Source organism: Embleya sp. NBC_00888 (genome assembly GCF_045207655.1).
In the GTDB taxonomy this organism is placed as follows: Bacteria; Actinomycetota; Actinomycetes; order Streptomycetales; family Streptomycetaceae; genus Embleya.
Map to the genome: position 1 here is coordinate 2,642,402 of NZ_CP108785.1, position 20,801 is coordinate 2,663,202.

The 20,801-nt window shown below is 73.7% G+C and carries 15 protein-coding genes and 2 pseudogenes; 6 read left to right on the plus strand and 11 right to left on the minus strand.

The features are described 5' to 3' along the window. Window positions 1-240: 240 nt before the first annotated feature. The 5 genes and pseudogenes from pabB to OG948_RS45870 all read right to left on the minus strand — a co-directional run bounded on the left by pabB (window position 241) and on the right by OG948_RS45870 (window position 7,898). Window positions 241-2,329: pseudogene (gene pabB / locus OG948_RS45850) on the minus strand (aminodeoxychorismate synthase component I). A gap of 82 nt (window positions 2,330-2,411) precedes the next feature. Next, window positions 2,412-3,485, minus strand: coding sequence for a methyltransferase (locus OG948_RS45855; RefSeq protein ID WP_331770950.1), 1,074 nt, complete (start codon window positions 3,483-3,485; stop codon window positions 2,412-2,414). Window positions 3,486-3,584: 99 nt separating this feature from the next. Further along, a complete protein-coding gene (locus tag OG948_RS45860) occupies window positions 3,585-4,811 on the minus strand; it encodes an FAD-dependent monooxygenase (protein WP_331770951.1) in 1,227 nt (408 codons plus the stop codon). After that, window positions 4,808-5,695: a UbiA family prenyltransferase gene (locus tag OG948_RS45865; protein ID WP_406300632.1), complete on the minus strand. Its 888-nt coding sequence runs from the start codon at window positions 5,693-5,695 to the stop codon at window positions 4,808-4,810. The genes OG948_RS45860 and OG948_RS45865 overlap by 4 nt, the downstream gene beginning before the upstream one ends. A gap of 340 nt (window positions 5,696-6,035) precedes the next feature. Beyond that, window positions 6,036-7,898 carry an ABC transporter permease gene (locus OG948_RS45870; protein WP_331770953.1) on the minus strand — a complete coding sequence of 621 codons (1,863 nt, stop codon included), beginning with the start codon at window positions 7,896-7,898 and terminating at the stop codon, window positions 6,036-6,038. Window positions 7,899-8,236: 338 nt separating this feature from the next. Here OG948_RS45870 and OG948_RS45875 point away from each other — a divergent pair, with 338 nt between their 5' ends. Continuing rightward, window positions 8,237-8,884, plus strand: coding sequence for a response regulator transcription factor (locus OG948_RS45875; protein WP_331770954.1), 648 nt, complete (start codon window positions 8,237-8,239; stop codon window positions 8,882-8,884). On the opposite strand, the gene OG948_RS45880 is transcribed toward OG948_RS45875, so the two are convergent. The 3 genes from OG948_RS45880 to OG948_RS45890 form a co-directional block, all read right to left on the minus strand. Beyond that, window positions 8,816-10,072, minus strand: a complete 1,257-nt coding sequence (locus OG948_RS45880) for a sensor histidine kinase (protein ID WP_406300633.1) — start codon at window positions 10,070-10,072, stop codon at window positions 8,816-8,818. The genes OG948_RS45875 and OG948_RS45880 overlap by 69 nt on opposite strands. Continuing rightward, a complete protein-coding gene (locus tag OG948_RS45885) occupies window positions 10,024-10,233 on the minus strand; it encodes a hypothetical protein (RefSeq protein WP_331770956.1) in 210 nt (69 codons plus the stop codon). The genes OG948_RS45880 and OG948_RS45885 overlap by 49 nt, the downstream gene beginning before the upstream one ends. A gap of 107 nt (window positions 10,234-10,340) precedes the next feature. Next, window positions 10,341-12,035, minus strand: a complete 1,695-nt coding sequence (locus OG948_RS45890) for a bifunctional 3'-5' exonuclease/DNA polymerase (protein ID WP_331770957.1) — start codon at window positions 12,033-12,035, stop codon at window positions 10,341-10,343. Window positions 12,036-12,442: 407 nt separating this feature from the next. Between OG948_RS45890 and OG948_RS45895 the strand changes: the two genes are divergently transcribed. Further along, window positions 12,443-12,745, plus strand: coding sequence for a hypothetical protein (locus OG948_RS45895; RefSeq protein ID WP_331770958.1), 303 nt, complete (start codon window positions 12,443-12,445; stop codon window positions 12,743-12,745). A 132-nt stretch (window positions 12,746-12,877) separates the two neighbouring features. On the opposite strand, the gene OG948_RS45900 is transcribed toward OG948_RS45895, so the two are convergent. Together OG948_RS45900 and OG948_RS45905 are read right to left on the minus strand one after the other, a co-directional pair. Continuing rightward, entirely contained in the window at window positions 12,878-13,471 is a 594-nt protein-coding gene (locus OG948_RS45900; RefSeq protein ID WP_331770959.1) for a sigma-70 family RNA polymerase sigma factor, read from the minus strand. Window positions 13,472-14,146: 675 nt separating this feature from the next. Further along, complete coding sequence (locus OG948_RS45905) at window positions 14,147-14,944, minus strand: hypothetical protein (protein WP_331770960.1); 798 nt, start codon at window positions 14,942-14,944, stop codon at window positions 14,147-14,149. A 358-nt stretch (window positions 14,945-15,302) separates the two neighbouring features. Here OG948_RS45905 and OG948_RS45910 point away from each other — a divergent pair, with 358 nt between their 5' ends. The 3 genes from OG948_RS45910 to OG948_RS45920 are packed head-to-tail and all read left to right on the plus strand — an operon-like array spanning window position 15,303 to window position 18,414. Beyond that, window positions 15,303-15,644, plus strand: coding sequence for a hypothetical protein (locus OG948_RS45910; protein ID WP_331770961.1), 342 nt, complete (start codon window positions 15,303-15,305; stop codon window positions 15,642-15,644). A 44-nt stretch (window positions 15,645-15,688) separates the two neighbouring features. Then, the gene (locus tag OG948_RS45915; RefSeq protein ID WP_406300899.1) at window positions 15,689-17,926 is read left to right on the plus strand and encodes a heavy metal translocating P-type ATPase; all 2,238 of its coding nucleotides are present in this window, start codon (window positions 15,689-15,691) and stop codon (window positions 17,924-17,926) included. Then, window positions 17,923-18,414: a copper chaperone PCu(A)C gene (locus OG948_RS45920; protein WP_331770963.1), complete on the plus strand. Its 492-nt coding sequence runs from the start codon at window positions 17,923-17,925 to the stop codon at window positions 18,412-18,414. Before OG948_RS45915 ends, OG948_RS45920 begins: the two co-directional genes overlap by 4 nt. Window positions 18,415-18,789: 375 nt before the next feature. On the opposite strand, the pseudogene OG948_RS45925 reads toward OG948_RS45920, so the two are convergent. Continuing rightward, window positions 18,790-19,674, minus strand: a pseudogene (locus OG948_RS45925) (DMT family transporter); the annotation flags it as partial. 135 nt (window positions 19,675-19,809) lie between these two features. On the opposite strand from OG948_RS45925, the gene OG948_RS45930 reads away from it, so the two are divergent. Continuing rightward, entirely contained in the window at window positions 19,810-20,703 is an 894-nt protein-coding gene (locus tag OG948_RS45930) for a LysR family transcriptional regulator (protein WP_331770964.1), read from the plus strand. The last annotated feature ends 98 nt before the right edge of the window (window positions 20,704-20,801 follow it).

Consider the following 20,801-nt stretch of genomic DNA (forward strand, 5'->3'; position numbering starts at 1 on the left):
CCGGCCGACTCCTCGATTGCCCGTTGCGCGTCCATGTGTTCGGTCCTTCCGTCGGTCTTGCGTCGGTCCTCGGTCGGTTTCCGGGGACGGTGTCGGGACCGCATCGCTCCACCGGCGGCGGTCCCGGGCCGGCCCTGCATCCGAAGTCTTCGACGCGGCGTTCTCTTCCCGATCCCGGGGGCGAGCCGAATCACCACCCGACGACCTCCGCGTATCGGGGCGAAGCGGCCCATGCGCACCCTATGCCGGTCGACCACGCGCATCGGGGAAGGCCTGCAGCGTGGCGGATGCCTTCAGCAACATCTCGGCGTACTCGGCGGCCGGTTCGGAGTCCAACACGATCGCCCCGCCCGCGCCCACGGTGGCCGTTCCGTCCCGGACCACGGCGGTGCGGATCACCACGCTCAGGTCGGCCGCGCCGGACGCGGAGAAGTAGCCGAGCGCGCCCGAGTACACGCCACGCGGTCCGGATTCGAGCGCGTCGATGATCTCCAGCGTGCGCTTCTTGGGCGCCCCGGTCATCGAGCCGCCGGGAAAGCACGCGTGCGCGCACCCGACGGCGTCCACGTCGGGCCGCAGGGTGCCCCGGATGGTGGACACGAGTTGGTGCACCGTCGCGTAGCTCTCGGTGGCCAGGAAGTCGACCACGTGCACCGAGCCGACGTCGCACACCCGGCCCAGGTCGTTGCGCAGCAGGTCGACGATCATCAGGTTCTCGGCGCGGGTCTTGGGATCGGTCACCAGCGAGCGACGCAACGCCTCGTCCCGGACCGGGTCGGTGCCGCGCGGGGTGGTGCCCTTGATCGGTTTGGTCTCGGCCACCCGGTGCCGGTCCACGCGCAGGAATCGCTCCGGCGACGAGGCGAGAATCGACATCGCGCCGAAGCGCAACAGCGCGCCGTAGGGTGCGGGATTGAGCGCGCGCAGGCGGGTGTAGTGGGTGAGCGGATCCTCCGGCGCGGCGGCGGACAAGGTCGTGGTCAGGCAGATCTCGTAACTCTCGCCGGCCGCGAGCAGGCGCCTGCTCTCGGCGATGTCGGCGAGATAGCGCCGCCGGTGGCCGGCGGGCACCGGAGCGGCGGCGGACGTGGGGGGGTCGGCGCGGCGGGTGCTCCGGGGCGACGGTCGCGGTCGGCAGGGTGCCCAGGGTGCGCATCGTGGCCGCCGGCCAAGCGTCCGTCCGGGACACGTCGTCCAAGCGGCACAGGCCGACCGCGTAGGTGCGTTGCGCGAAGTGGTCGACGGCCAGGAACCGGTCGCAGAACAGCCATTGCGCGTCCGGTTCGGGTGCGCGGTGGCGGTTGACGCCGGCGCCGCAGTCCGCCTTGAGTTCGTAGCCCAGGTAGCCGACGTAGCCGCCCACGAAGTCGAACGGCAGCGCGGCGGGTGCGTCGACGGCACGTTCGCGCAGACGTTCGCCGAGCACCTCGAAGATCGTCCCGGGCAGGAATCCGCTCTCCTTCCCGTCCCGGTACACGGTCACCTTCCCGTCGCCGACGTCGTAGCGCAGGAGTTCGCCCAGCGGGCCGCCGGTGTCGCCGAGGAAGGAGAACCGGGACAGCCCCGGCTCGACCCGGGCGCTGTCCAGCCAGAAGCTCGGATCGCCGGCCCGGTACAACGCGGCGAAGGCCGCCGCGGTGTCGATCTCCCGGTCGAGCACGGCCGTTCTGACCTGGAGGCCGACGGGTCGCGGGGCCACCGCGACGCCACGGCGCGTGGCACGAGCGGGCGCCCGGTTCGGTCGGCCGCGCGCCGCCGACGCGAGCGTCAGGAAATTGTCGACCAACGTCTGCCCGTACTCCGAGGCCACCGACTCCGGATGGAACTGCACTCCCCACCAAGGCAGTTCGCGATGCCGTGCGGCCATCACCACGCCGTCCGCGGCACGCGCGGTCACCCGCAGCGCGGCGGGCAACGGCTCGGCCAGGCACAGCGAGTGGTAGCGCACCGCCGTGAACGTCCTCGGGATCCCGGCGAACAGCCCGTCGCCGGTACGGGTGATCGTCTCCGGATGACCGTGCCGAGGCCGAGGCGCCGCGACCACCCGGCCGCCGGCCGCCTCGCCGAGGCCCTGATGGCCCAGACACACACCGAGGACGGGCAGGCGCCGATCCCGGAACAACGCGGCCGAGTGACCGAAATCCCGCACCCGGCCCGGCCGTCCGGGCCCGGGCGAGATCACCGCCGCGTCGTAGTGGTCCGGGTCGAGGCCGGCCCAGCGGGCGTCGTCGTTGCTGACCACGTCCGGCTCGTGGCCGCACACCGAAGCGAGCAGATGGAAGAGGTTGTATGTGTAGGAGTCGTGGTTGTCCACGAGCAGAACCTTGATGACGCCCTCCGTGACTCGTGGCACAACCCGACCTGCCGGGACGCGGACCGCCGCATCGGCGCGAAGTCCTCGCCCCAACGCTTTACTTCACCGCCACCACCATGGACTCCGCGCCGGCCAGGGGTTCGACCCGGGTGCTCCGGAAGCCCGCCTCGGCCAGCAGTTCACGGCACTGCGAGACGGTGCACGCGAAGCCGCCGGGAGTCTCGATCAACGTATTCAGACCCAGCAGCAGACCGGACACGTTGGCCCGCCGATCGTCGTCGAGGAAGGCTTCGAACACGACCAGTGCGCCGCCCTCGGGCAGCGCGGCATACGCCTTGGCCACCAACAGGCGCTTGCCGGGCGCGTCCCAGTCGTGCAGGACGTGTCCGAACACCAGGGCGTCGGCGGCCGGGAGCGGATCGGTGAGGAAGTCACCCGGGTGAAAGCCGACCCGCCCGAACAACTCGGCCTCGCCCACGCGTTCGGCGAACGCCTCGGCACTGGCGGGCAGGTCGAAGCCGATCCCGGTCAGGTGCGAATGCCGCTTCGCGAGCCGGCACAGCAGCGCGCCGTCGCCACAGCCGATGTCCGCGAGCCGGGCATGGTCGGCCCAGGGAAACCGCTCGGCGAGCGCGAGCATGGTCGGCCGGGAGAGCTGGGACATCGCGCGCTGGAACAGCCGCCGCCGGTCCGGGTCCTGGTAGATGTAGGCGAACGGATTCGCCTCGGCGCCCGACGACTTGGCCTCGTTCTGCGGCTCGCCGGTGCGTAGGGCCTGGGTCAGGTTGCCCCAGAAGCCGTACAGCCGCCCACCGACCATGTCCAGGCCGTCACCGATGTACGAGGGCTTGGCGCGGTCCAGGAAATGGTCCGTCTGCGGCGTGTTGGCATAGCGCCCCTCCGTGCGGTCCAACAGACCCAGGGCGACGAGCGTGTCCAGGAAGTCCCGAGCCCCGCGCGGATGCAACCCCAGGTTCGAGGCCAGGCCTTCGGCGTGCTGCCCTTCACGGCGGGCGAGTTCGGTGAAGACACCGGTCTCGACCGCGCTCAGCAGACACTTCGCGGCGGTGAATCCGAAGGCCAACCCGACGATGTGGTCGGGAGACGGCGGGGCGACCGAAGGCGGGCCGACGGGCGGTACGGGCATCGGTGTGGAGACCTCGGCGGTCACGGTTGGTGCTCCTTTGCGGCCTGCGGGTTCGTCGAGAGGGGTGCGGATCGGGGCGCGGGGCAAGGCCGGCGCCGGCGACGCGGCATCGGTGCCTTCGGTTCACGCCAGGGCGGTCGCGAGGGCCTGTTCCTCGGCGTCGTACCCGTAGGTCCACGCCATCAGGTCGAGCAGTGCGTCGGCGTCGAGCCCGGCCAGGAGTTCGGCGCCCGCCGGCGAGTGCAGCAGCGCCCCGTACTCCCGGGATTCGCCCTGCACGCGTGCGGTCCGCGGGGCCCGATGCGCCGCGTACCGGCGCAACGCCTCGGACACGCCCGAGCGTCCGCCGTGGGCCAGCAGGGTCGCCAGCACCACGGCGTCCTCGATCGCCTGGCAGGCTCCCTGTGCCTGATGCGGCAGCATGGGGTGGGCGGCGTCGCCGATCAACGTGGTGCGCGCGGTGCTCCAGGCGGGCAGCGGATCCCGGTCGAACAGCGGCCTGCGGTGCAGTTCGGCGCTCGAACGAAGCAGCGCCGGTACGGCCGGATCCCAGTCGAGGAGCGAGCGGGCCACCACTTCCGCGTCGACCGGCTCGGCCCGACTCTCCTCGGGGTCGGCGCCGGCATCCGAGGGGGCGACCAGGACCAGGTTCAGCCGCCGACCGCTCGCCACGGGATAGCACAGGAAGTGCCGGTCCGTGCCGAGCCAGACCCGGACCGCGTCGACGGCGGCGGCACGCTCGGCCGCGCCGATCGGCACCACGGCCCGATACGCGTCCATCCCGGAGTGCCGGGGCCGCCGCCCCGGGTGCATCCGCGCGGCGACCCTCGAGTGCACGCCGTCCGCGCCCACGACGACCTCGGCCACCGCACTCGTGCCGTCCGCGAAGGCGATCCGGACCTCGTCGGCCCCCTCCCGCAACCCGACGCACGGGGCACCGTGGACAACCGTGTCGGGCGGCAACAGGCCCAGCAGGAGCTCGTGCAGGTCCGTGCGCAGCAGGACATGGTGCTCGGCGCCGAAGCGCACGAAGTAGCCGGGGCGGATCGGCACCCGGAGCAGGGCGGCGCCGTCGCGCCAGTGTCGGAAGTCGAGTCGGGCGGGTCGCGACGACACCGAGCGCAGCCCGGGCCCGGCCCCGAGGCGCTCCAACGAACGCACCGCGTTGGGACCGAGCTGCAATCCTGCCGCGCCGTCCCGCGATTGCCGGGACTTCTCGTAGACGGTCGTGACCAGACCCGCGCGATGCGCGGCCAGGGCGAAGGTGAGGCCGGCGATGCCACCACCGACGACGGCGATGCGAGGCGCGTTCGGCCGAGGCTTCGGAGCGGGCGCCGGGGCCGGCGTCACAGCAGCCTGCCGGCGATCTCGGCCAGCAGTACCAGTGCGCCGAACTGCGGGTTGGCGGCGAACACCCGTTGGCAGCACGCCGGATCGTCGATGTCCAACACCCGCGATTGCCAGACCAGATGGCCGGCGGCGACGGCGAGAAGCGGCCAGAAGGCCGGTCCGAGACCCGACCGGGCAGCGGCCACGGCGAGGCACACGATGGTCGCGCCGTACAGACCGATCAGCACCGGAACGCTGCGCCGCCCCAGGCGCACCGCCGCCGAGCGGACCCCGACCACGGCATCGCTCACCTTGTCCTGATGCGCGTACACGATGTCGCAACCCACGGCCCAGCAGGACAAGCCGACGAACAGGAACACGGCGGCGACATCGAGCGAGCCGGCCACGGCGATCCAGGCGACCAACGCGAGCCAGCTCATGCAGGGCCCGAGCCACACGTGCGGCCAGTCGGTGATCCGCTTCATGAACGGATAGGCGGCGATCGCCACCCATCCGAGCGCCATCACCAGAAAGGCGACCGGGCCGAGGATCAGCGGAATCGAGATCGCGACCAGGAGCTGACCGGCGAAGAATAACCAGGCTCGCCGAACATCGACGACCCCGACCGCCAGCGGCCGGCCGCTCGTGCGCACCACCCGCGCATCGAATCCGCGATCGAGAATATCGTTGATCGTGCATCCGGCACTGCGGGTCAGAAAGCCCACGACGAACAGCACCACCACGGTGATCGGCACGTTCGCACCGGCCCCGGATCCCGCCGCCGGCACCACCGCGATCCACCCGGGAAGCACTGCCAGCCAGGTGCCGACCGGGCGGTCCACTCGCATGAGCTGCAGGTACGGCCGCACCGCCGCCGGTGACCGGCCGACCCAGCGTGCGGCCACGCCGCCGGCGGGTGCCGCGGCCGCGACGGGTGGCGAAAGTGTCATGGTCGTCCTCGAGAACACGAATCCAAACCGATTACCTTTTCGCCAAAATTGGCAATCTCGGCGCCCGAAATTTACCGCAGGAGACGAGTCCGGTGTCAAATCCGGGCGATATCAACCACAACGCTGCCGATTTCGGTCGTCCCGAAATGCAATTCCCATGATGAATCCGAATCTCCGGACTGTCGCACGGTGGTTCGACCTCGCCGCGACGCGTCGAGGCCGGTGCCGGCGCGAAATGGGTGGAGTACGCGATCCGGGCTCGGGGCGGCGGATCGGCCGAGGAAGGCGGGGCCGGTCAGCCTCGTCCGGTGAGCACCTCCAGCGGCCGGCCGCGCAGTGCGAGAACGGTGGGAATCAGGCTTGCGGCCAAGCCCAGGAACGCCGTTCCGCCGAGGATGCGGACGTACCCGCCCAGGGGAAGGGCGAACGACGCGCTGCCGGTGAGGGCGCCGCGCGCGCCGGCGAGCGCGACGCACGTGATCGCGGTGCCGACGAGTGTGCCGATCAGCACCACGATCGCCGTCTCCAGGACCACTGTTCGGGCGACTTGGCGGCGACTCGCCCCGACCACCCGAATCAGCGCGAACTCCCGGGCCCGATCGGCGGTGCCGACCACGAGCGTGTTCACCATGGCGACCGCCGTGAAGACCAGCAGGACACCGAGGACCAGATACGAACCCGTGGTGTTCGCCGCCAACTCGGTGTCGGCATCGTCCGCGTACGAACCGCCGTCGCGCACCTCGACGGTGGGGTGCTCGCGTAGGTACGCCGCCAGTGCCGCGTCGAACACCCGCTCGTGGCCCGCCGCGACCCGGACCAGCACCGCGTCGTCGAGGTCGTCCGCCGGCGGAACCCCACCGACGCGCGGCGGCCCTGGCGCCTCGCCCGCACCGGGGCCCGCGAACACCAGGTCGGCGAATCCCAGCGGGCGGTCGAAGATCGCGACCACCCGTGCCTCGCGGCGCCTGCCGTCGCCGAGCCGAACGGTGAGCCCGCTGCCCACGTGCAGGTCGCGGGCCCGGGCGTAGGTCCGGCCGACCGTGACCGTGTCCGGGGCGGCGAGGTCGGCGAGCCGCCCGGCGCGCACGCCGAGGTCCAGCACCCGCTCGACGCCGGCCGGATCGACCAAGCCCGCCGGTATCACGTCCGGCGTACCGAGCACGTCGGCGACCACCTCGGTCCGCCGGATCGCCGAGACCGTCTCCGCGCCCGGCAACCCGCGCACCGCCCCGGCCACCTCCGCGGGCAACCCCGGCGCGCCGTGACGCCCCGTCAACACCCGATCGGCCAGAACCCGTTCGCTGCTCTGCTCACGCGTGGTATCGCGCAGCACCGTGGTCACGAGCAGTACGTCGCCGGCCATCGCCACGCTCAGCATCATCGCCGCGGCGCCCGACGCCACCCGGCGCGTGGCCGCCGCGGAGTTGGCGTGCGCGAGCCATCCGGTGGTCCGGGCGATCATCGCCACGCAGGCCCCGATCGGCCGTTCGAACCATCGGGTGAGCGGCGGCGCGAGCGGAAGCACGCCGAGCAGGAGCAACAGCAGAACCAACACCTGGAAAGCCACGCCCACTTCGCCACCGATCCGCTGGGTCAGCGCGAACAGCGCACCCGCTCCGCCCAACGCCGGTACGGCGAGCAGGATTCGCGGCCAGGTGACCAGTCGCCGAGGTTCGCCGACCTCGCGCAGCGCGTCGGTGGGACGGGTCCGCGCGGCGTGCCGCGACGCCGCGGCCGCGGCGAGCAGCGCGAGGAGCACACCGACGCCGACCCCGCACAGGACGGCCGGCGCGCCCACGGACACGGTGTACTCGGCCGGAACACCGGCACGCTCGACGAGGGCGTCCCGCAATGCGTGCGCGAGCGGAACGCCGAGGGCGACGCCGGGAACGGCCGCGAGCAGGGCGACGAGCAACGCCTCGCCGACCACCATTCGGCGGATCTGTCCGCCGGTCGCCCCCACCGCGCGCAACAGCGCGAACTCCCGGGCCCGGCCCAGCACCGCGAGCCCGAACGCGCCGGCGATGGCGAACACCGCGACGAACGCGCCCACTCCGCCCATCGCACCGAACAACAATGTCGCGTCGGCGAGCGGCCCGGCGATCTCCGGGGTGCCGGCCCGGGCCGCCGCGTCCGCGGTGAGCAGCTTCGCCCGCACCGTACGATCCCCGCCGTCCTCCGGCGTGTCGGCAGCACCGCGTCCAGCCGAACGGCCGGCGGCCCGGCGGCCCCGTGTGTCCGAGCCGGCGTCGGGCCGGGTCCGGGTATCCGCGACATACAGCCACTCTCCTGGGAGTTCGGGAAAACGGCTCCCATGGTCGACGCCGCGCACGGCGCCGAACCGTCCGGCGAGCCTCCCCCGCGAGTAGGTGCAGACCCTTAGGGCGACGGCGGACCCGACGTCCGGCGCGGCGGCCGGGCCCCGTTCGGGAATAGCCCTCGCGCCCCCGTAGAGCACCTCCGCACGGGATCCGGGCCACGCCATAGGATCGGGCCGTGCGGGTCGTGATCGCGGAGGACGGCGTGCTGTTCCGGGACGGACTGGTGCGGCTGCTCGGGGAGTCGGGGGTCGTGGTCACGTCCGCGGTGGGCGACGCGCCGACGCTGTTGGCGGCGGTGGCGGCCGATCGGCCGGACGCGGTGATCGTGGACGTGCGGATGCCGCCCGGGCAGCGGGCCGAGGGTCTGGAGGCGGCGCTCCGCATTCGCGCCGGGCATCCCGGGGTCGCCGTACTGGTGTTGTCCCATCACGTCGAGTCGGTGCACACCGCCCGGCTGCTCGCCGACGACGCGCACGGGGTCGGGTATCTGCTCAAGGACCGGGTCGCCGACGCCGACGAACTCGTGGACACGCTGCGGCGATTGATCCGCGGCGAATGTGTGGTGGATCCGATCGTGGTCGGCCGGCTGCTCGATCGCCGCGCCGAGGGGCCCGCCGCGGTGCTCAGCGCCCGGGAGCGGGAGGTGCTCGCGTTGATGGCCCAGGGCCGCTCCAACGCGGCCATCGGGCGGCTGCTGGGGTTGCGGCCCAAGACCGTCGAGGCGCACGTGCGCAGCGTGTTCGCCCGACTCGGGCTACCCGAGTCCGCGGACGACCACCGCCGGGTGCTGGCCGTGCTCGGGCACATCCGGGGCAGCCGCTAGCACGGGCCCGGGAATCGGTACCCGGATCAGCACTCGGGTGCCGCCGCCCTTCGGGCTCTCCAGCACGAGCCGGCCGCCGAGCGCGGCGGCCCGGTCCGCGAGCGCGGAGTCGGCGTCCAGGACCGAACCACCGACGCCGTCGTCCGCGACGACCAATTCCAGTTCGGCTCCGCGCGTCGACAGGGTCACCAGCACCCGCCGCGCCCGGGCGTGCTTGTCGGCGTTCGCGAGTGCCTCGGCCGCGGCGAAGTACAACCCGCGCTCGGTCTCCTGCGGCAGGTCCGCCGGGACACCCGCGGCCACGTGTACCTCGACGCGGGTGGCGGATCGTTCGGCCAGCCCGTGCAGGGCCGACCCCAGACCGGCCTCGACCAGCAGCGCCGGGTGCGCGGCGTGCGCGATCTCGCGCAGTTCGGCGAGCGCCGACAGCACCTCCTCGCGGGCCTGCCGCCAAGCCGTGCCGGTTCGCTCGCCGGCCAGCAACAGCAGCAGGGCGGCCAGCCGTTGTTGCGCACCGTCGTGCAGGTCACGCTCGAACCGCCGCCGCTCGGTGTCGTTCGCGGCGACCGTGCGGGCCCGGGCGGCGCGTACCTGCTCGACCAACTCCTCTCGTGCGAGCGCGAGTTGCCGCAGTCGCAGGTGGACCAGCGAGCCCAGCAGGCTCAGTGGCCACAGCGCGAAGACCACCAACAGCACGGCCCCGAGGCCGTCCCGGGCAGCCGGCGGCGTGTCGCCGGGCCACAGCACCGTGCCCATCCGGGCGCCCAGCACGAGCAACACCGCGGCCCCGGCCACCACGACCGGCACGAACGCGCGGCGCAGGTCGGGCCGACCCCACCACGCGTGGCCGAGCACACCCGCCGGCACCACCCCGTAGGCGGTGAGCAGCACCGCCGACCACCCGGCGGAGCCACCGGCCAGCATCACGATCACCGCGCCGAAGGCCACCGCGTAGGTGAGCCCGACGATCGCCGAGCGCACCGGATCGAGGCGACCGCCGGTGGATTCGGTGACCGTGAACAGCAGATGCGCCAACACCGCGAAGGCGCCGCCGCCGATCAGGTTGCCGACGGCGTACCAGCCGAACCCGCCCCACTCCTGCGCGCCGGAGCCCAGGATGGCGAGCCCGGCCACCACCATCAGCGGCCCGGTCCGATCCGCCGCGCCGCGCCGCGCCCGGGCACCCACAGCCCGATCAGCACGAATGCCCACCCGGCCACGAGCCCGGCCCCGAGCAGGAACAGCCGCGCGGCCGTCGAGGGCGGACCGTCCCCGGCCATGGTGGCAACGACCGTGGGCACCGAAAGCCCCACCGCGAGCCCGAGTACGCCCCACGTCCGCCTGCGCATCGGCCCACGGTAGCGCGGCCCGCGGCCCGTAGGGCCGGGCCCACCTGCGGTGATCGGCCCGGGTCCGGTCCGGGGAATCCCGGTCGCCCGCGGGCGCGGTCACGCTCCTACTTGGCCTCCGCGTACGTCCCCACCACCGCCGGCATCAGCGGCAACAACACCGGCGTGTCCCCGAACACCAGCGCCCGTGCCTCGGCGGCGGCCTCGGTGATCGCCGCGGCCACCGCCTCGGTGAGTTCGGCGGGGCTGTGCACGATGATCTCGTCGTGTTGGAAGAAGACCAGGTGCGGGCGGCCGGCCGGGGCCGAGTCGTAGCGGGCGAGTCGGCGGCGCAGCGCGGCCAGCAGGGACAGGGCCCAGTCGGCGGCGCTGGCCTGGATGACGAAGTTGCGGGTGAAGCGGCCCCGGGCGCGGGCCGAGCGGGCGCCGGCGTCGTCGGTGCGGTCGGCGGCGGGTTCGCTCGTACCGCCCTCGGCGAGGTCCAGCCATTCCGACGACGGCGGCGGGCAGGTCCGGCCCAGCCGGGAGCGCACGATGCCGCCCTCCTCGCCGGTGCGCGCGGCGGCCTCCACGTAGCCCATCGCGTCCGGGTACTGCCGGCGCAACGTGGCCAGGAGCGGCCCGATGTCGCCGCTGGTCTGGCCGTACATCGCGCCCAGCAGGCCGAGCTTGGCCTTGGCCCGGTCACCCTGGAACGCGGCCTTGGCCAGCGCCTCGTACAGGTCGCCGGCGGCGGCGGACCGGGCCAGGCCCGCGTCCCGGGACATCGCGGCCAGGATGCGCGGTTCGAGTTGGGCCGCGTCGGCGACCACCAGGCGCCATCCCGGGTCGGCCACCACCGCGCCGCGCAGCACCCGCGGGATCTGCAGCGCGCCACCGCCGCGCCCGGCCCAGCGGCCGGTGACGACGCCGCCGACCACGTATTCGGGGCGGAACCGGCCGCCCCGGACCCAGGTGTCCTGCCAGGCCCATCCGTGCGCGGCGTGCAGGCGGGCGAGTTCCTTGTACTTGATCAGCAGGTCGGCGGCGGGGTGGCCGATGTCGCGCAGGTACCACGTGCGGGTCGAGGTGAGCCGGATGCCCTGCTCGGCGAAGGCCTTGATCACCTGGGTGTGCGAGTCGGGGTTGAACGCCCGCCCGCCGAGCGCCTCGCGCAACCGCTCGGCCAGGTCGGCCAGTCGTTGTGGCGGCGCGCCGGACACCCGCGGGCGCGGGCCGAGCAGTTCGGTGAGCAGCGCGTCGTGCACCTCGACCCGCCAGGGCAGACCGTCGGCGGCCATCTCGGCCGCGACCAATCCGCCCGCCGACTCGGCGGCGACCAGCAGCCGGAATCGCGAGCGGCGGGCGGGGTCCTCGATCGCGTCGATCCGGCGCAGCTGGTCGGCGTGTACCGCGACCACCGCTTCCAGCGCGTCGGCGCCGGCGGGCAGCCGTTGCCGGTCGGGGACGAACAGGCTGTCCTGCGCGTCGGCGGCGCCGATCGGCAGGTCGTCCGGTACGGGCAGGCCCTTCAGGCGGGCCCAGGCCGCGCCCAGCGATCGCGGCTCGCCGAACCGGCCCTCGTGCGCGAGCAGCAACGACTCGACCAGCGCGAGGTCGTGGCAGCGCGCGACCCGGGTGGGCAACAGCGGTGCGTACGCGCTCTCCGCCGAGGCCCACACCCACCTGGGCGGCACCGGCGCGGCCTCGAGGTCGGTGATCGCCGCGACCAGGTCGCGGACCTGCTCGGCGGGCCCGATCGGCACACCGTCCTCGCGCAACGGTCGGAGCCGACCGCCGTGTCCGTACGCGTCGGGTGCCATCGCGACCCGAGGCGCGGCCGGCCTCACCACGCGCCCGGTCGCGGGCAGCCGACCGGCACGTCGCGCGTGCCGCGTCCGACTCGCCGAAACCGTTCCAAGGCCGACCTCCTCCCGACGCATCCGATGCGGACGAATCACCCACAAGCGACAGACCCGCCGACCGCCGCACCTTACCCGCCCGCACCGACACCGATCTGCCCACCGGCCCACGAAGGCGCGCGGGGTGGGTGCGGGGCCGCGGCAGCGCGCGGATTCGGGGGCGTTAGGTTCGTGAGGGTGCCGGTCGAGGTGCGCGGCGGGTGGTGTGTCGCACCGGGATCGATCGGGCGAGATCCTGTCGTCCCTCGTCCTTCGTCTCTCGTCGTCGCTCGTCGTCTGTTGTTGTCGATCCGAGGAGTGTGTTTCCCATGGCTCGTATCCCCACGGCCGCGGTCGCCGCCGGCGGGCTGGTCGGCGGCTATGCCGTCGCCCGCTATACGAGGAAGCGCCCGTTGGGTGGCGCGGTGCTCGCGGCGGCCGGGGCGTTCGCCGCCAAGGGGTGGCGGGAGCGGGCCGGGACGCCCACGGCCGCCGCGTTGACCGGGCTGTACACGGTCGCGTTCGGCGCCTCGCATCCCCTCGCGAAGAAGATCGGCGCGTGGCCCTCGGTGTTCGCGGTGGCCGGCACCGTCGCCGTCGCGTCGTACGCGCTCGCCGACCGCAAGGCGTAGGCCGACGGCGCGACCCACCCGACGCCACCGAACCGCCGGCGGCGCCGGGTGGGATCGCGGGCGTGGGCGCACCGGTCCCGCGGGCGAGGGCACACCGGTCCCGCCGGTGGACCCTCGCCCCGAACAGGTGCGTCAGCAGGCTCGCCGATGGTTCACGGCATGGTCCTCCCCGGTCTCGAAGGCGACGCTCTCGGCCTCGCGCAGCAGTGTGATCAGGTCGCTTCGGGCCCTGGCCACCCGGGATCGGACCGTGCCGATCGGGCAGCCCGCGATGGTGGCGGCCTCCGCGTAGCCGAAGTCCAGCACCTGGGTCAGCACGAACGCCTCCCGGCGGGCCGGGTGCAGCGCCCCGAACAGGTCGTCGAGGGCGAGCCCCTCCTCGAAGCCCGGCCGGGAGGTGTCCTGGCGGCGCTCGGCGACTTCGACCCAGTCCTCGACCGCGGCGGTCCTCGGCCTGGCGGCCGCCGCGCGATAGCGGTCGACGACCGTGCGTCGGGCGATGGACAGCAGCCAGGTGCGCACCGAGGACGCCCCGGTGAAACGGGGAAGTGCCGTCCAGGCGCGCAGGTAGGTCTCCTGGGTCAGGTCGTCCGCGCTCTGTACGTCGGTCAGGTACGCGACGAAGCGCCATACGTCGCGGTGCGTGCCCCGGACGAAGTCGTCCACGGCGTCCGGGTCTCCGGCGGCGCCCGCCAGGGCCCGCTCGGTCAGGTCGAGGTCATGCATCGCACACCCCGCCGACGCACGCGCGATGGGCGCGACGTCGATCGAGGGTCGGAGGTCGGCCGGCTCCGGGTCCGGGACGGCCGGGAGGGTGCAGGGAAGTCACGTTCCACGTCCTCGTCGTGCGGGCGGCGATCGATCGGCCCGAGGCGGATCGACGCCGAACTGGTGGGAGGCACGCCCGCCGGAGCCGAGTGCGGCGCGGAGCCACGGGCCCGGTCTCGACGGCGGTGCGCGAAGCACCCGATGGCGTCCGGGCACACGGCCGGCCCGCTCGGCGCGCGGTGTCGGGTTCGGACACGGCGACCGGCGAGTCGGCGCGGCGGGCGCCACTCGGGTGGCGGGTACGCCCGGGTCCACCGACGGCGACGCGGACGCGTTCTCGGTCGGCGTCGCGGCCCGCGGTGTGGGTGCGTGCGTGCGATCACCGCGAACGTGCGCCGGTGCACGGGCAGCACGATCGCGGGCGCGCTACTCGCCCGCGCGGACGCCACGCGCCGACGCGGGCGCGGCGCCCCGTCGGGGCGCGGCCCCGCGACAGGCGGCGACCACGGACGAATACGCGCGAACAGGCACTCACGAACACGCACTCGCCGAACGGCGTCGGAGGTGGTCGCCACGCCGAAGCGGGGCGAACACGGCCGGATCGTCCGGACACACGCGGGTCGGGTGGACGGCTCAGGCGAAGAGCGCGGCGGGCGGCCCTCGGCCCGGCAGCGGGCGGCAGACCCACTTGGGAACGGCGCGTTCGCGACGGTGACCCGCGCGCGGCATGGCCGGCAGGCGGGTGGTGATCGGCGACGTCCAGGCGCCCACCAGTGCGAGAACCACGGTGCCCGCCATCGTCGCGAGCACGCGCAGCAGCCGGAAGACGGCCTTCTCACCGTGGCGCAGCCACACACCGCAGCCGAGCGCGGCGAGCACGTGCGCGGCGACCATGCCGGTCCCGCCGTGGCCCAGGACGGCGGTCAACGCGCCGTCGTGGTTCATCCCGCCGGCCCCGGCGCCGGCCGTGTGGTGTGCGCCGGAGGGCGGGCGACCGAAGCCGGCCGCCTCCGGGGACTGCCCGGCCAGGTTGGGGTCCAGCCGCATCCGGACCAGGAGTTCGGTGACCGACCGGGTCGGCGCGTCGCCGGGTCGGTCGTCGTTGCACAGCAGCACTTGGAGCCACTGGTCGCGGAAGCGGGCCGCGCCGGTCGGTTCGGGGACCGGTTGGCGGGCCAGCGTGAACAACGTGTGCAGGCCGGCCTGGGCGGCCAGTACCGCGCCCGTGATCGCCCCGAGGCCGCGCTCGCGATCGGCCACGGCCCAGGCCAGGACGGCGATCCCGGCGCCGGCGCCGACCGGCGCGGCCCAGTGGACCGGCGCGTCGGACATCAACGTGTGCCCGAACAACGCGAGCAGCACGCAGATCACCGCGAACATCGCGGCGCGAACGGCTCGAAGCACGGACCGGGCAGGCATGGTGACGCTCATGCTCCCACCTGCCGGGTACGCGGGAGCGCTCGGGTGCCCGGCCGATTCCCGAACTTCTCCCGAACCCTGCTCGAACCGGACTCGAACGCTTTCACGCAATGATGTTCTAAACCATGTCCAATCACCTCGAATCCGACCCGGCGTGCTCCCGCCGCACCTCTCACCGAGGAATCCGCCGCCTCGGGGAACCACCGATCACCGCCGGCCGACTACCCGGATGCCCGTCCCGGTGCCCGTGTCCGATGCCCGTCCTCGAAGGTTGTCCTCGATGTCCGTCCCCGGTGCCGCCGTTGTCGACCGCGGCCCCGCCCCCGCGCCGGACCCGACCTCCCACCGTTCGATCCCTGGAGCCCGATTCATGCCCGTGTTCGCCGGCGGACCCGACTCTCCGGGCCGCCTCCGGCGCCTGCCCTTCCTCGCGAGGGCCGCGCGTCCCGCCGCAGGTTCGTCCCCGGGGGCGACCCGGTCGACCTCGGCCGCCCGTACGGTGCTCGGCTTCGTCGGCCTCCTGTTGATCCTGTTCGTCGCCGCGTTCGCGGTCGGGCGCCAGGCCGGCCCGGTGGCCCCCGACCTGCGCAAGCCCGGTCCGCCCGGCGCCCCGGTGCCGATGGGTGACGAGGGCGGCGGGCACGGCCGGATGGGACTGGGCGAACCGGCCGGTGCGGTGCCCGCCTTCCGGGCCGTCGGCGGTGCGCTGTGACCACCTCGCCCGAACTGGTCACCACGGACGTCACCGTGTCCGGGATGACCTGTGGGGCCTGCGTACATCGCGTCGAACGGCGGCTGGCCCGGTTGGAGGGGGTCAGCGCGACGGTCAACCTGGCCACGGGGCGGGCGCGGGTGGTGCACCCCGCGTCGGTGCCCGTGGTGAGCCTGCTGGCGGCGGTCACCGAAGCGGGCTACTCGGCGACCCTGACCGCCCCGACGGCCGACCCGACCCGGGCCCGGCCGGCCGGCGCCGAGGAGCACGATCGCGGTCGGCGGGATCTGCTGCTGACCGCCGCGCTCGCGCTTCCGGTCCTGGTGTTGTCGATGGTGCCCGCGTGGCAGTTCACCAACTGGCAGTGGTTGTGCCTGATGCTGGCCGCGCCGGTGGCGACCTGGGGCGCGTGGCCCTTCCATCGACGGGCCCTGCACGGGCTGCGCTACGCGGGCGCGACCATGGACACCCTGGTCAGCCTGGGCGTACTCGCCGCGTTCGGGTGGTCGCTGTGGGCGCTGTTCGTGGGCGACGCGGGCGAACCCGGGATGCGGATGACGGTCGACCTGCTCCCGTCCTCGGCCGGCGCCGAGGCCCACACCTACCTCGAAGTCGCGGTGGCCGTACCCCTGTTCGTCCTGTTCGGCCGCCGGCTGGAGGAGCGGGCCCGGGTCCGCACCGGGTCGGCCGTACGGGAGTTGGCGGCGCTGGTCCCGGACGAGGCCGCCGTACTGCACCCCGGCCGGGGCGGCCGGGAGGTCGAGGTCACCGTGCCCACCGCGTCCCTGACGGTCGGTCAGGTGTTCGTGGTGCGCCCGGGCGACCGGGTACCGGCCGACGGGGTCGTGGTCGAGGGCCGATCCGCGCTCGACGTGTCCCACCTGACCGGGGAGAGCCGGCCGATGGAGGTCGGGCCGGCCGACCCGGTGCCCGGCGGAAGTGTCAACGAGGGCGGCCGGTTCACCGCGCGTGCCACGGCGGTGGGCGCGGACACCCGGCTCGCCCGGATCGCCGCGTCGGTCGAGGAGGCCCAGGCCGGCAAGACCGACGCGCAACGCCTGGCCGACCGGATCGCGGGCGTGTTCGTACCGTCCGTGCTCGCGACGGCGGTGACCGTGTTGGGCTTCTGGCTCGGCGCGGGCGGTGACCCGCAGGCCGCGGCCGGCGCGACGATGGCCGTCCTGGTGGTCGCCTGCCCGTGCGCGCTGGGCCTGGCCACCCCCACCGCGATCCTGGCCGCGACCGGGCGCGGTGCCCGGATGGGTGTACTGATCCGCGAACCGGCCGGGCTGGAACGGCTGCGCCGGGTCGGAGCCGTCGTGGTGGACAAGACCGGCACGCTGACCACGGGCGGCATGAGCCTGCTGCGGTACGAGCCGGCGCCCGGGGTCGATCCGGGCGAACTACTGTCCCTGGTCGGCGCGGTCGAGGCCGCGTCCGGGCATCCGATCGGTCGGGCCGTGGCCCGGGCCGCGACCGAGCGGAGCGGACCGCTGCCGGCCGTCGCCGACTTCGCGGCCGAACCCGGCACGGGCGTCCGCGGGTTGGTCCAGGGGGCGCGGGTGGCGGTGCTGCGGCCGGGGGCCGAGGATGTGACGTCGCTGCCGGCGAACCTGCGCGCGGCGTTGTCCGCGGCGGACGCGGCCGGGGACACCGCCGTGCTCGCGACGGTGAACGGCGTGCCGTCCGGGGTGCTGGTGCTGGGCGACTCGGTGCGCCCCGAGGCGGCCGGCGCGATCCGGGCCCTCGACCGGCTCGGCGTCACGGTGATCCTGGCCACCGGGGACCGTCCCGGGCCGGCGCGTGCGGTCGCCGACGCGGTGGGCATCGACGAGGTGCTGAGCGAGTTGGACCCGCACGACAAGGCCGAACTGGTCCGGGGCCTGCGGCAGGACCAGCCCGGACGGGCGATCGCGGTGGTCGGCGACGGCATCAACGACACCATCGCGCTGGGCGAGGCGGACCTGGGCATCGGCATGGGCGGCGGTACGGCCGCCGCGATCGGCGCCGCGGACGTCACGTTGGTCGGCGACGACCTGGCCGCGCTCGCCGACGCGATTCGGCTCTCCCGGCGGACGACCGGCACCGTCCGGGCCAACCTCGGTTGGGCCTTCGGCTACAACGTGGTGCTGATCCCGGTCGCGGTGACCGGGCTGCTCAATCCGATGTTGGCCGCCGCGGCGATGTCGGTCAGTTCGCTGGCGGTGGTGAGCAACAGCCTGCGGCTGACCCGATTCCGCGCCGACCGCCGCCTCGACGACCCGAAACGGGATCCCAAGTGAAGCCTCTCGCCCTGCTCAAGACGGTCGCGGGCCCGCTCGTGGCGGCGGCCCTCGCACTGACCCTGCTCACCGCCTGGACGGCCGCGGGGCAGGCGGGCACCGCACCGAAGCTGTCGATCAGTGACGGCCGCGTGCACCTGGCCACCAACGCCGACGCCACCTCCGCGTACTTCACCATCCGCAACTCCGGCGCCGCCAACGACGAACTCGTCGGCGTGAGCACACCGATCACCACCGACGTGGGCTTCAGCTTCCACACCTACACCGGCTACGCCGGCCGGATGTGGATGACCAAGTCCCTCCCGATCCCGGCCAAGGGCCTCCTCGGCATGACCGCGAGCGGGGCCAACATCATGCTCGGCACACCCCCCAGGCTGACCCCCGGCCAAACCATCCCCTTCACCCTCCACTTCCGCCACAGCCCACCCATCCACACCACAGCGACGGTAATCCGCCCCGGCACCTGGACACCGGCAAAGACCACCTGACCAACCCGGAAGCCCGCGACCCACGATGGGCCTGCGGCGGGGGCGGACCTGCTGCTGCGGCGGGGGCGGGGGCGGGGGCGGCACAGACAACCGGCGGAGCGAATGGCGGGGGGCGCGAGGGCGGGCAACAAACCGCGCCGAGCTGCGGCACCAAGGGGCGGCCTGCGGCGCGTTGAGCGGAGCGCGGGCGCGGGCCTTCCGGCAAGCGCCGCCTGCGGCCGACGACGGGCGACCGGCTGTGCGTTGGGGGCGGGGCGGGTGCGCGGTGCGTGAACGCGGTGCGCGGTGGGGTTGGGTTCGCGGTGGGTGGGGGCTTGGGTTTCGTCGGTTCTTTGCCGGGTCGGGGTTGGCCGCCGGAGGGTTCTCGGGGTGGAGGGGGTCGGTTCGGGGCGGGCGGGCGGTCTTGGTGGCGTCGGGGATGCCGGTACGGGTCAGGCCGACGCCGAGCAGGACCACGAGCATGCCCGCCACCACGCGGAGGCTCAGGGCCTCGTCCAGGACGACGGCGCCGAGGGTCACCGAGACGACCGGCAGCAGGTAGCCGACCGTGGCCGCCGCCGTCGGTCCCTCGTCGGCGATCAGGCGGGAGTTGAGGTGGAAGGTGACGCCCGTGCCGAAGACGCCCAGCACCACCACGGCCAGTACGGCGGTGCCGGTCGGCCCGCCCGGATCCGTCGGACCGACCGGTAGGGCAAGTCCGGTCAGCCCGGTCGCGCACACCAGTTGCGCCGCCGACAGCGCGAGCGGCGCGCCGCCCCGCCCGATCAGGTGCCGGGCCATGTACGCGAACGCGACCGCGTAGCTGAGCGCCGCGCCGAGCAGGGCCAACGCGCCCCAGCCCGCCAGGCCGCCCCGCTGCCAGGGCGCGAAGATCAGCAGGGTGCCCGCGAAGCCCAGCCCCAAGCCGATCAGCCGCGCCGGGTGCAGGCCGCGCTCGGTGCCGAGCCCGATCCCGATGGCCAGGGACCACAGGGGCGTAGTGGCGTTCAGCACGCCCGCGACGCCGGAGTCCACCGTCTGCTCACCGACCGCGAACAGGAAGAACGGCAGCGCGTTGCAGAACAGCGCGGCCACGACCAGGTGCCCCCACACGCGCCGTTCGCGCGGGAGCCGCTGCCGCGCCGAGCGGGCCGGTACCAGCAACGCCGCGCTGCCGAGGGCGCAGCGGACGACGGTGATGTGCAGCGGGGCCAAGCCCCCGTTGAGGGCGATCTTGATCCACAGGAAGCCGGATCCCCACAACAACGCGAGGACCGCCATTCGCACCAGGGTCGCGCGTGATCCGCCGAGCACTTCGCCTCCGCCGCGAGTTGGTAAGGGGGTGATTGGTACGGTGTCGCACTCCAACCGGTAAGACAAGCGACAAGATCTTCATGAATCGTTAAGCTGTCCTACATGCTTGATGTGCGACGCATGCAGGTGCTTCGAGCGGTGGTCACCGGCGGCTCGGTGACCGCCGCCGCGCGCACCCTGGGATACACGCCCTCGGCCGTGAGCCAACAGATCGCCGCTCTCGAGAAGGAGGCCGGGATCGAGCTGCTGGAACGCGTCGGTCGAGGCGTGCGCCCCACCGAGGCCGGCCGTCTGCTCACCGAGTACGCGACGCTGATCGGCACCCACGTCGCCGCCGCCGAGACCGCCCTGGCCGACCTTCGCGCCGGGCGCACCGGTCGGATCACCATCCACTACTTCGCCACCGTCGGAGCCGTACTGGTGGCTCCCGCGCTGGCCGCGCTGCGCCGCGAACACCCCGGCGTGCAGGTCCGGTTGAAGTTGTCCGATCCGAGGCATCCGCTCTCCGAGGTCCGGGACGGCCAAGCCGACATCGCACTCGTGGTCCGCCCGGACGACCGCCCGTCCGTCGACGGACTGCGCTTCGTACACCTGCTCGACGTCCGCTATCGCGCGGTACTCCCGAAGGATCACCGGCTGGCCGCGAAGCCCGTGCTGGAACTGTCCGACCTGGCCGAGGAACAGTGGGTCGCGAGCGAGTCGCCGGGCCCGTGCCTGGACGTCCTGCTCGACGCGTGCGGCGCGGCCGGCTTCAGCCCCGAGTTCGTGGTGGAGAGTCAGGACTACGCCACCGCCCAGGGCTTCGCCGCCGCCGGCCTCGGCATCGCGCTGGTCCCCGAATCAGCCCTGGAAAACCGCCGATCCGCGACCGTCGTCCGCCGGATCCGCAACCCCGAACCGATCCGCAGGATCTACGCGGCGGTCCGCGAATCCGCGCCGGCCCAACCCGCCCTGCGCGCCTTCCTCACCGCCTTGCACGACGCCGCGTCCCGCTGACCCGACAACCCGCCCGCCGACCCGACACCACGCCCACGGATCGACGCGCCGCCCCACCCCACGCGTACTCGGGACGGCCCGGCGTAGTGCCCGTGAAT

What these genes read in the sequence shown, in the direction of transcription:
- OG948_RS45900 (WP_331770959.1), bottom strand. Translation starts at nt 13,471, where the DNA reads ATGCATGACCTCGACCTGACCGAGCGGGCCCTGGCGGGCGCCGCCGGA.
- OG948_RS45910 (WP_331770961.1), top strand. Translation starts at nt 15,303, where the DNA reads ATGCCCGTGTTCGCCGGCGGACCCGACTCTCCGGGCCGCCTCCGGCGC.
- OG948_RS45895 (WP_331770958.1), top strand. Translation starts at nt 12,443, where the DNA reads ATGGCTCGTATCCCCACGGCCGCGGTCGCCGCCGGCGGGCTGGTCGGC.
- OG948_RS45930 (WP_331770964.1), top strand. Translation starts at nt 19,810, where the DNA reads ATGCTTGATGTGCGACGCATGCAGGTGCTTCGAGCGGTGGTCACCGGC.
- OG948_RS45885 (WP_331770956.1), bottom strand. Translation starts at nt 10,233, where the DNA reads ATGCGCAGGCGGACGTGGGGCGTACTCGGGCTCGCGGTGGGGCTTTCG.
- OG948_RS45890 (WP_331770957.1), bottom strand. Translation starts at nt 12,035, where the DNA reads ATGGCACCCGACGCGTACGGACACGGCGGTCGGCTCCGACCGTTGCGC.
- OG948_RS45915 (WP_406300899.1), top strand. Translation starts at nt 15,689, where the DNA reads ATGACCTGTGGGGCCTGCGTACATCGCGTCGAACGGCGGCTGGCCCGG.
- OG948_RS45905 (WP_331770960.1), bottom strand. Translation starts at nt 14,944, where the DNA reads ATGAGCGTCACCATGCCTGCCCGGTCCGTGCTTCGAGCCGTTCGCGCC.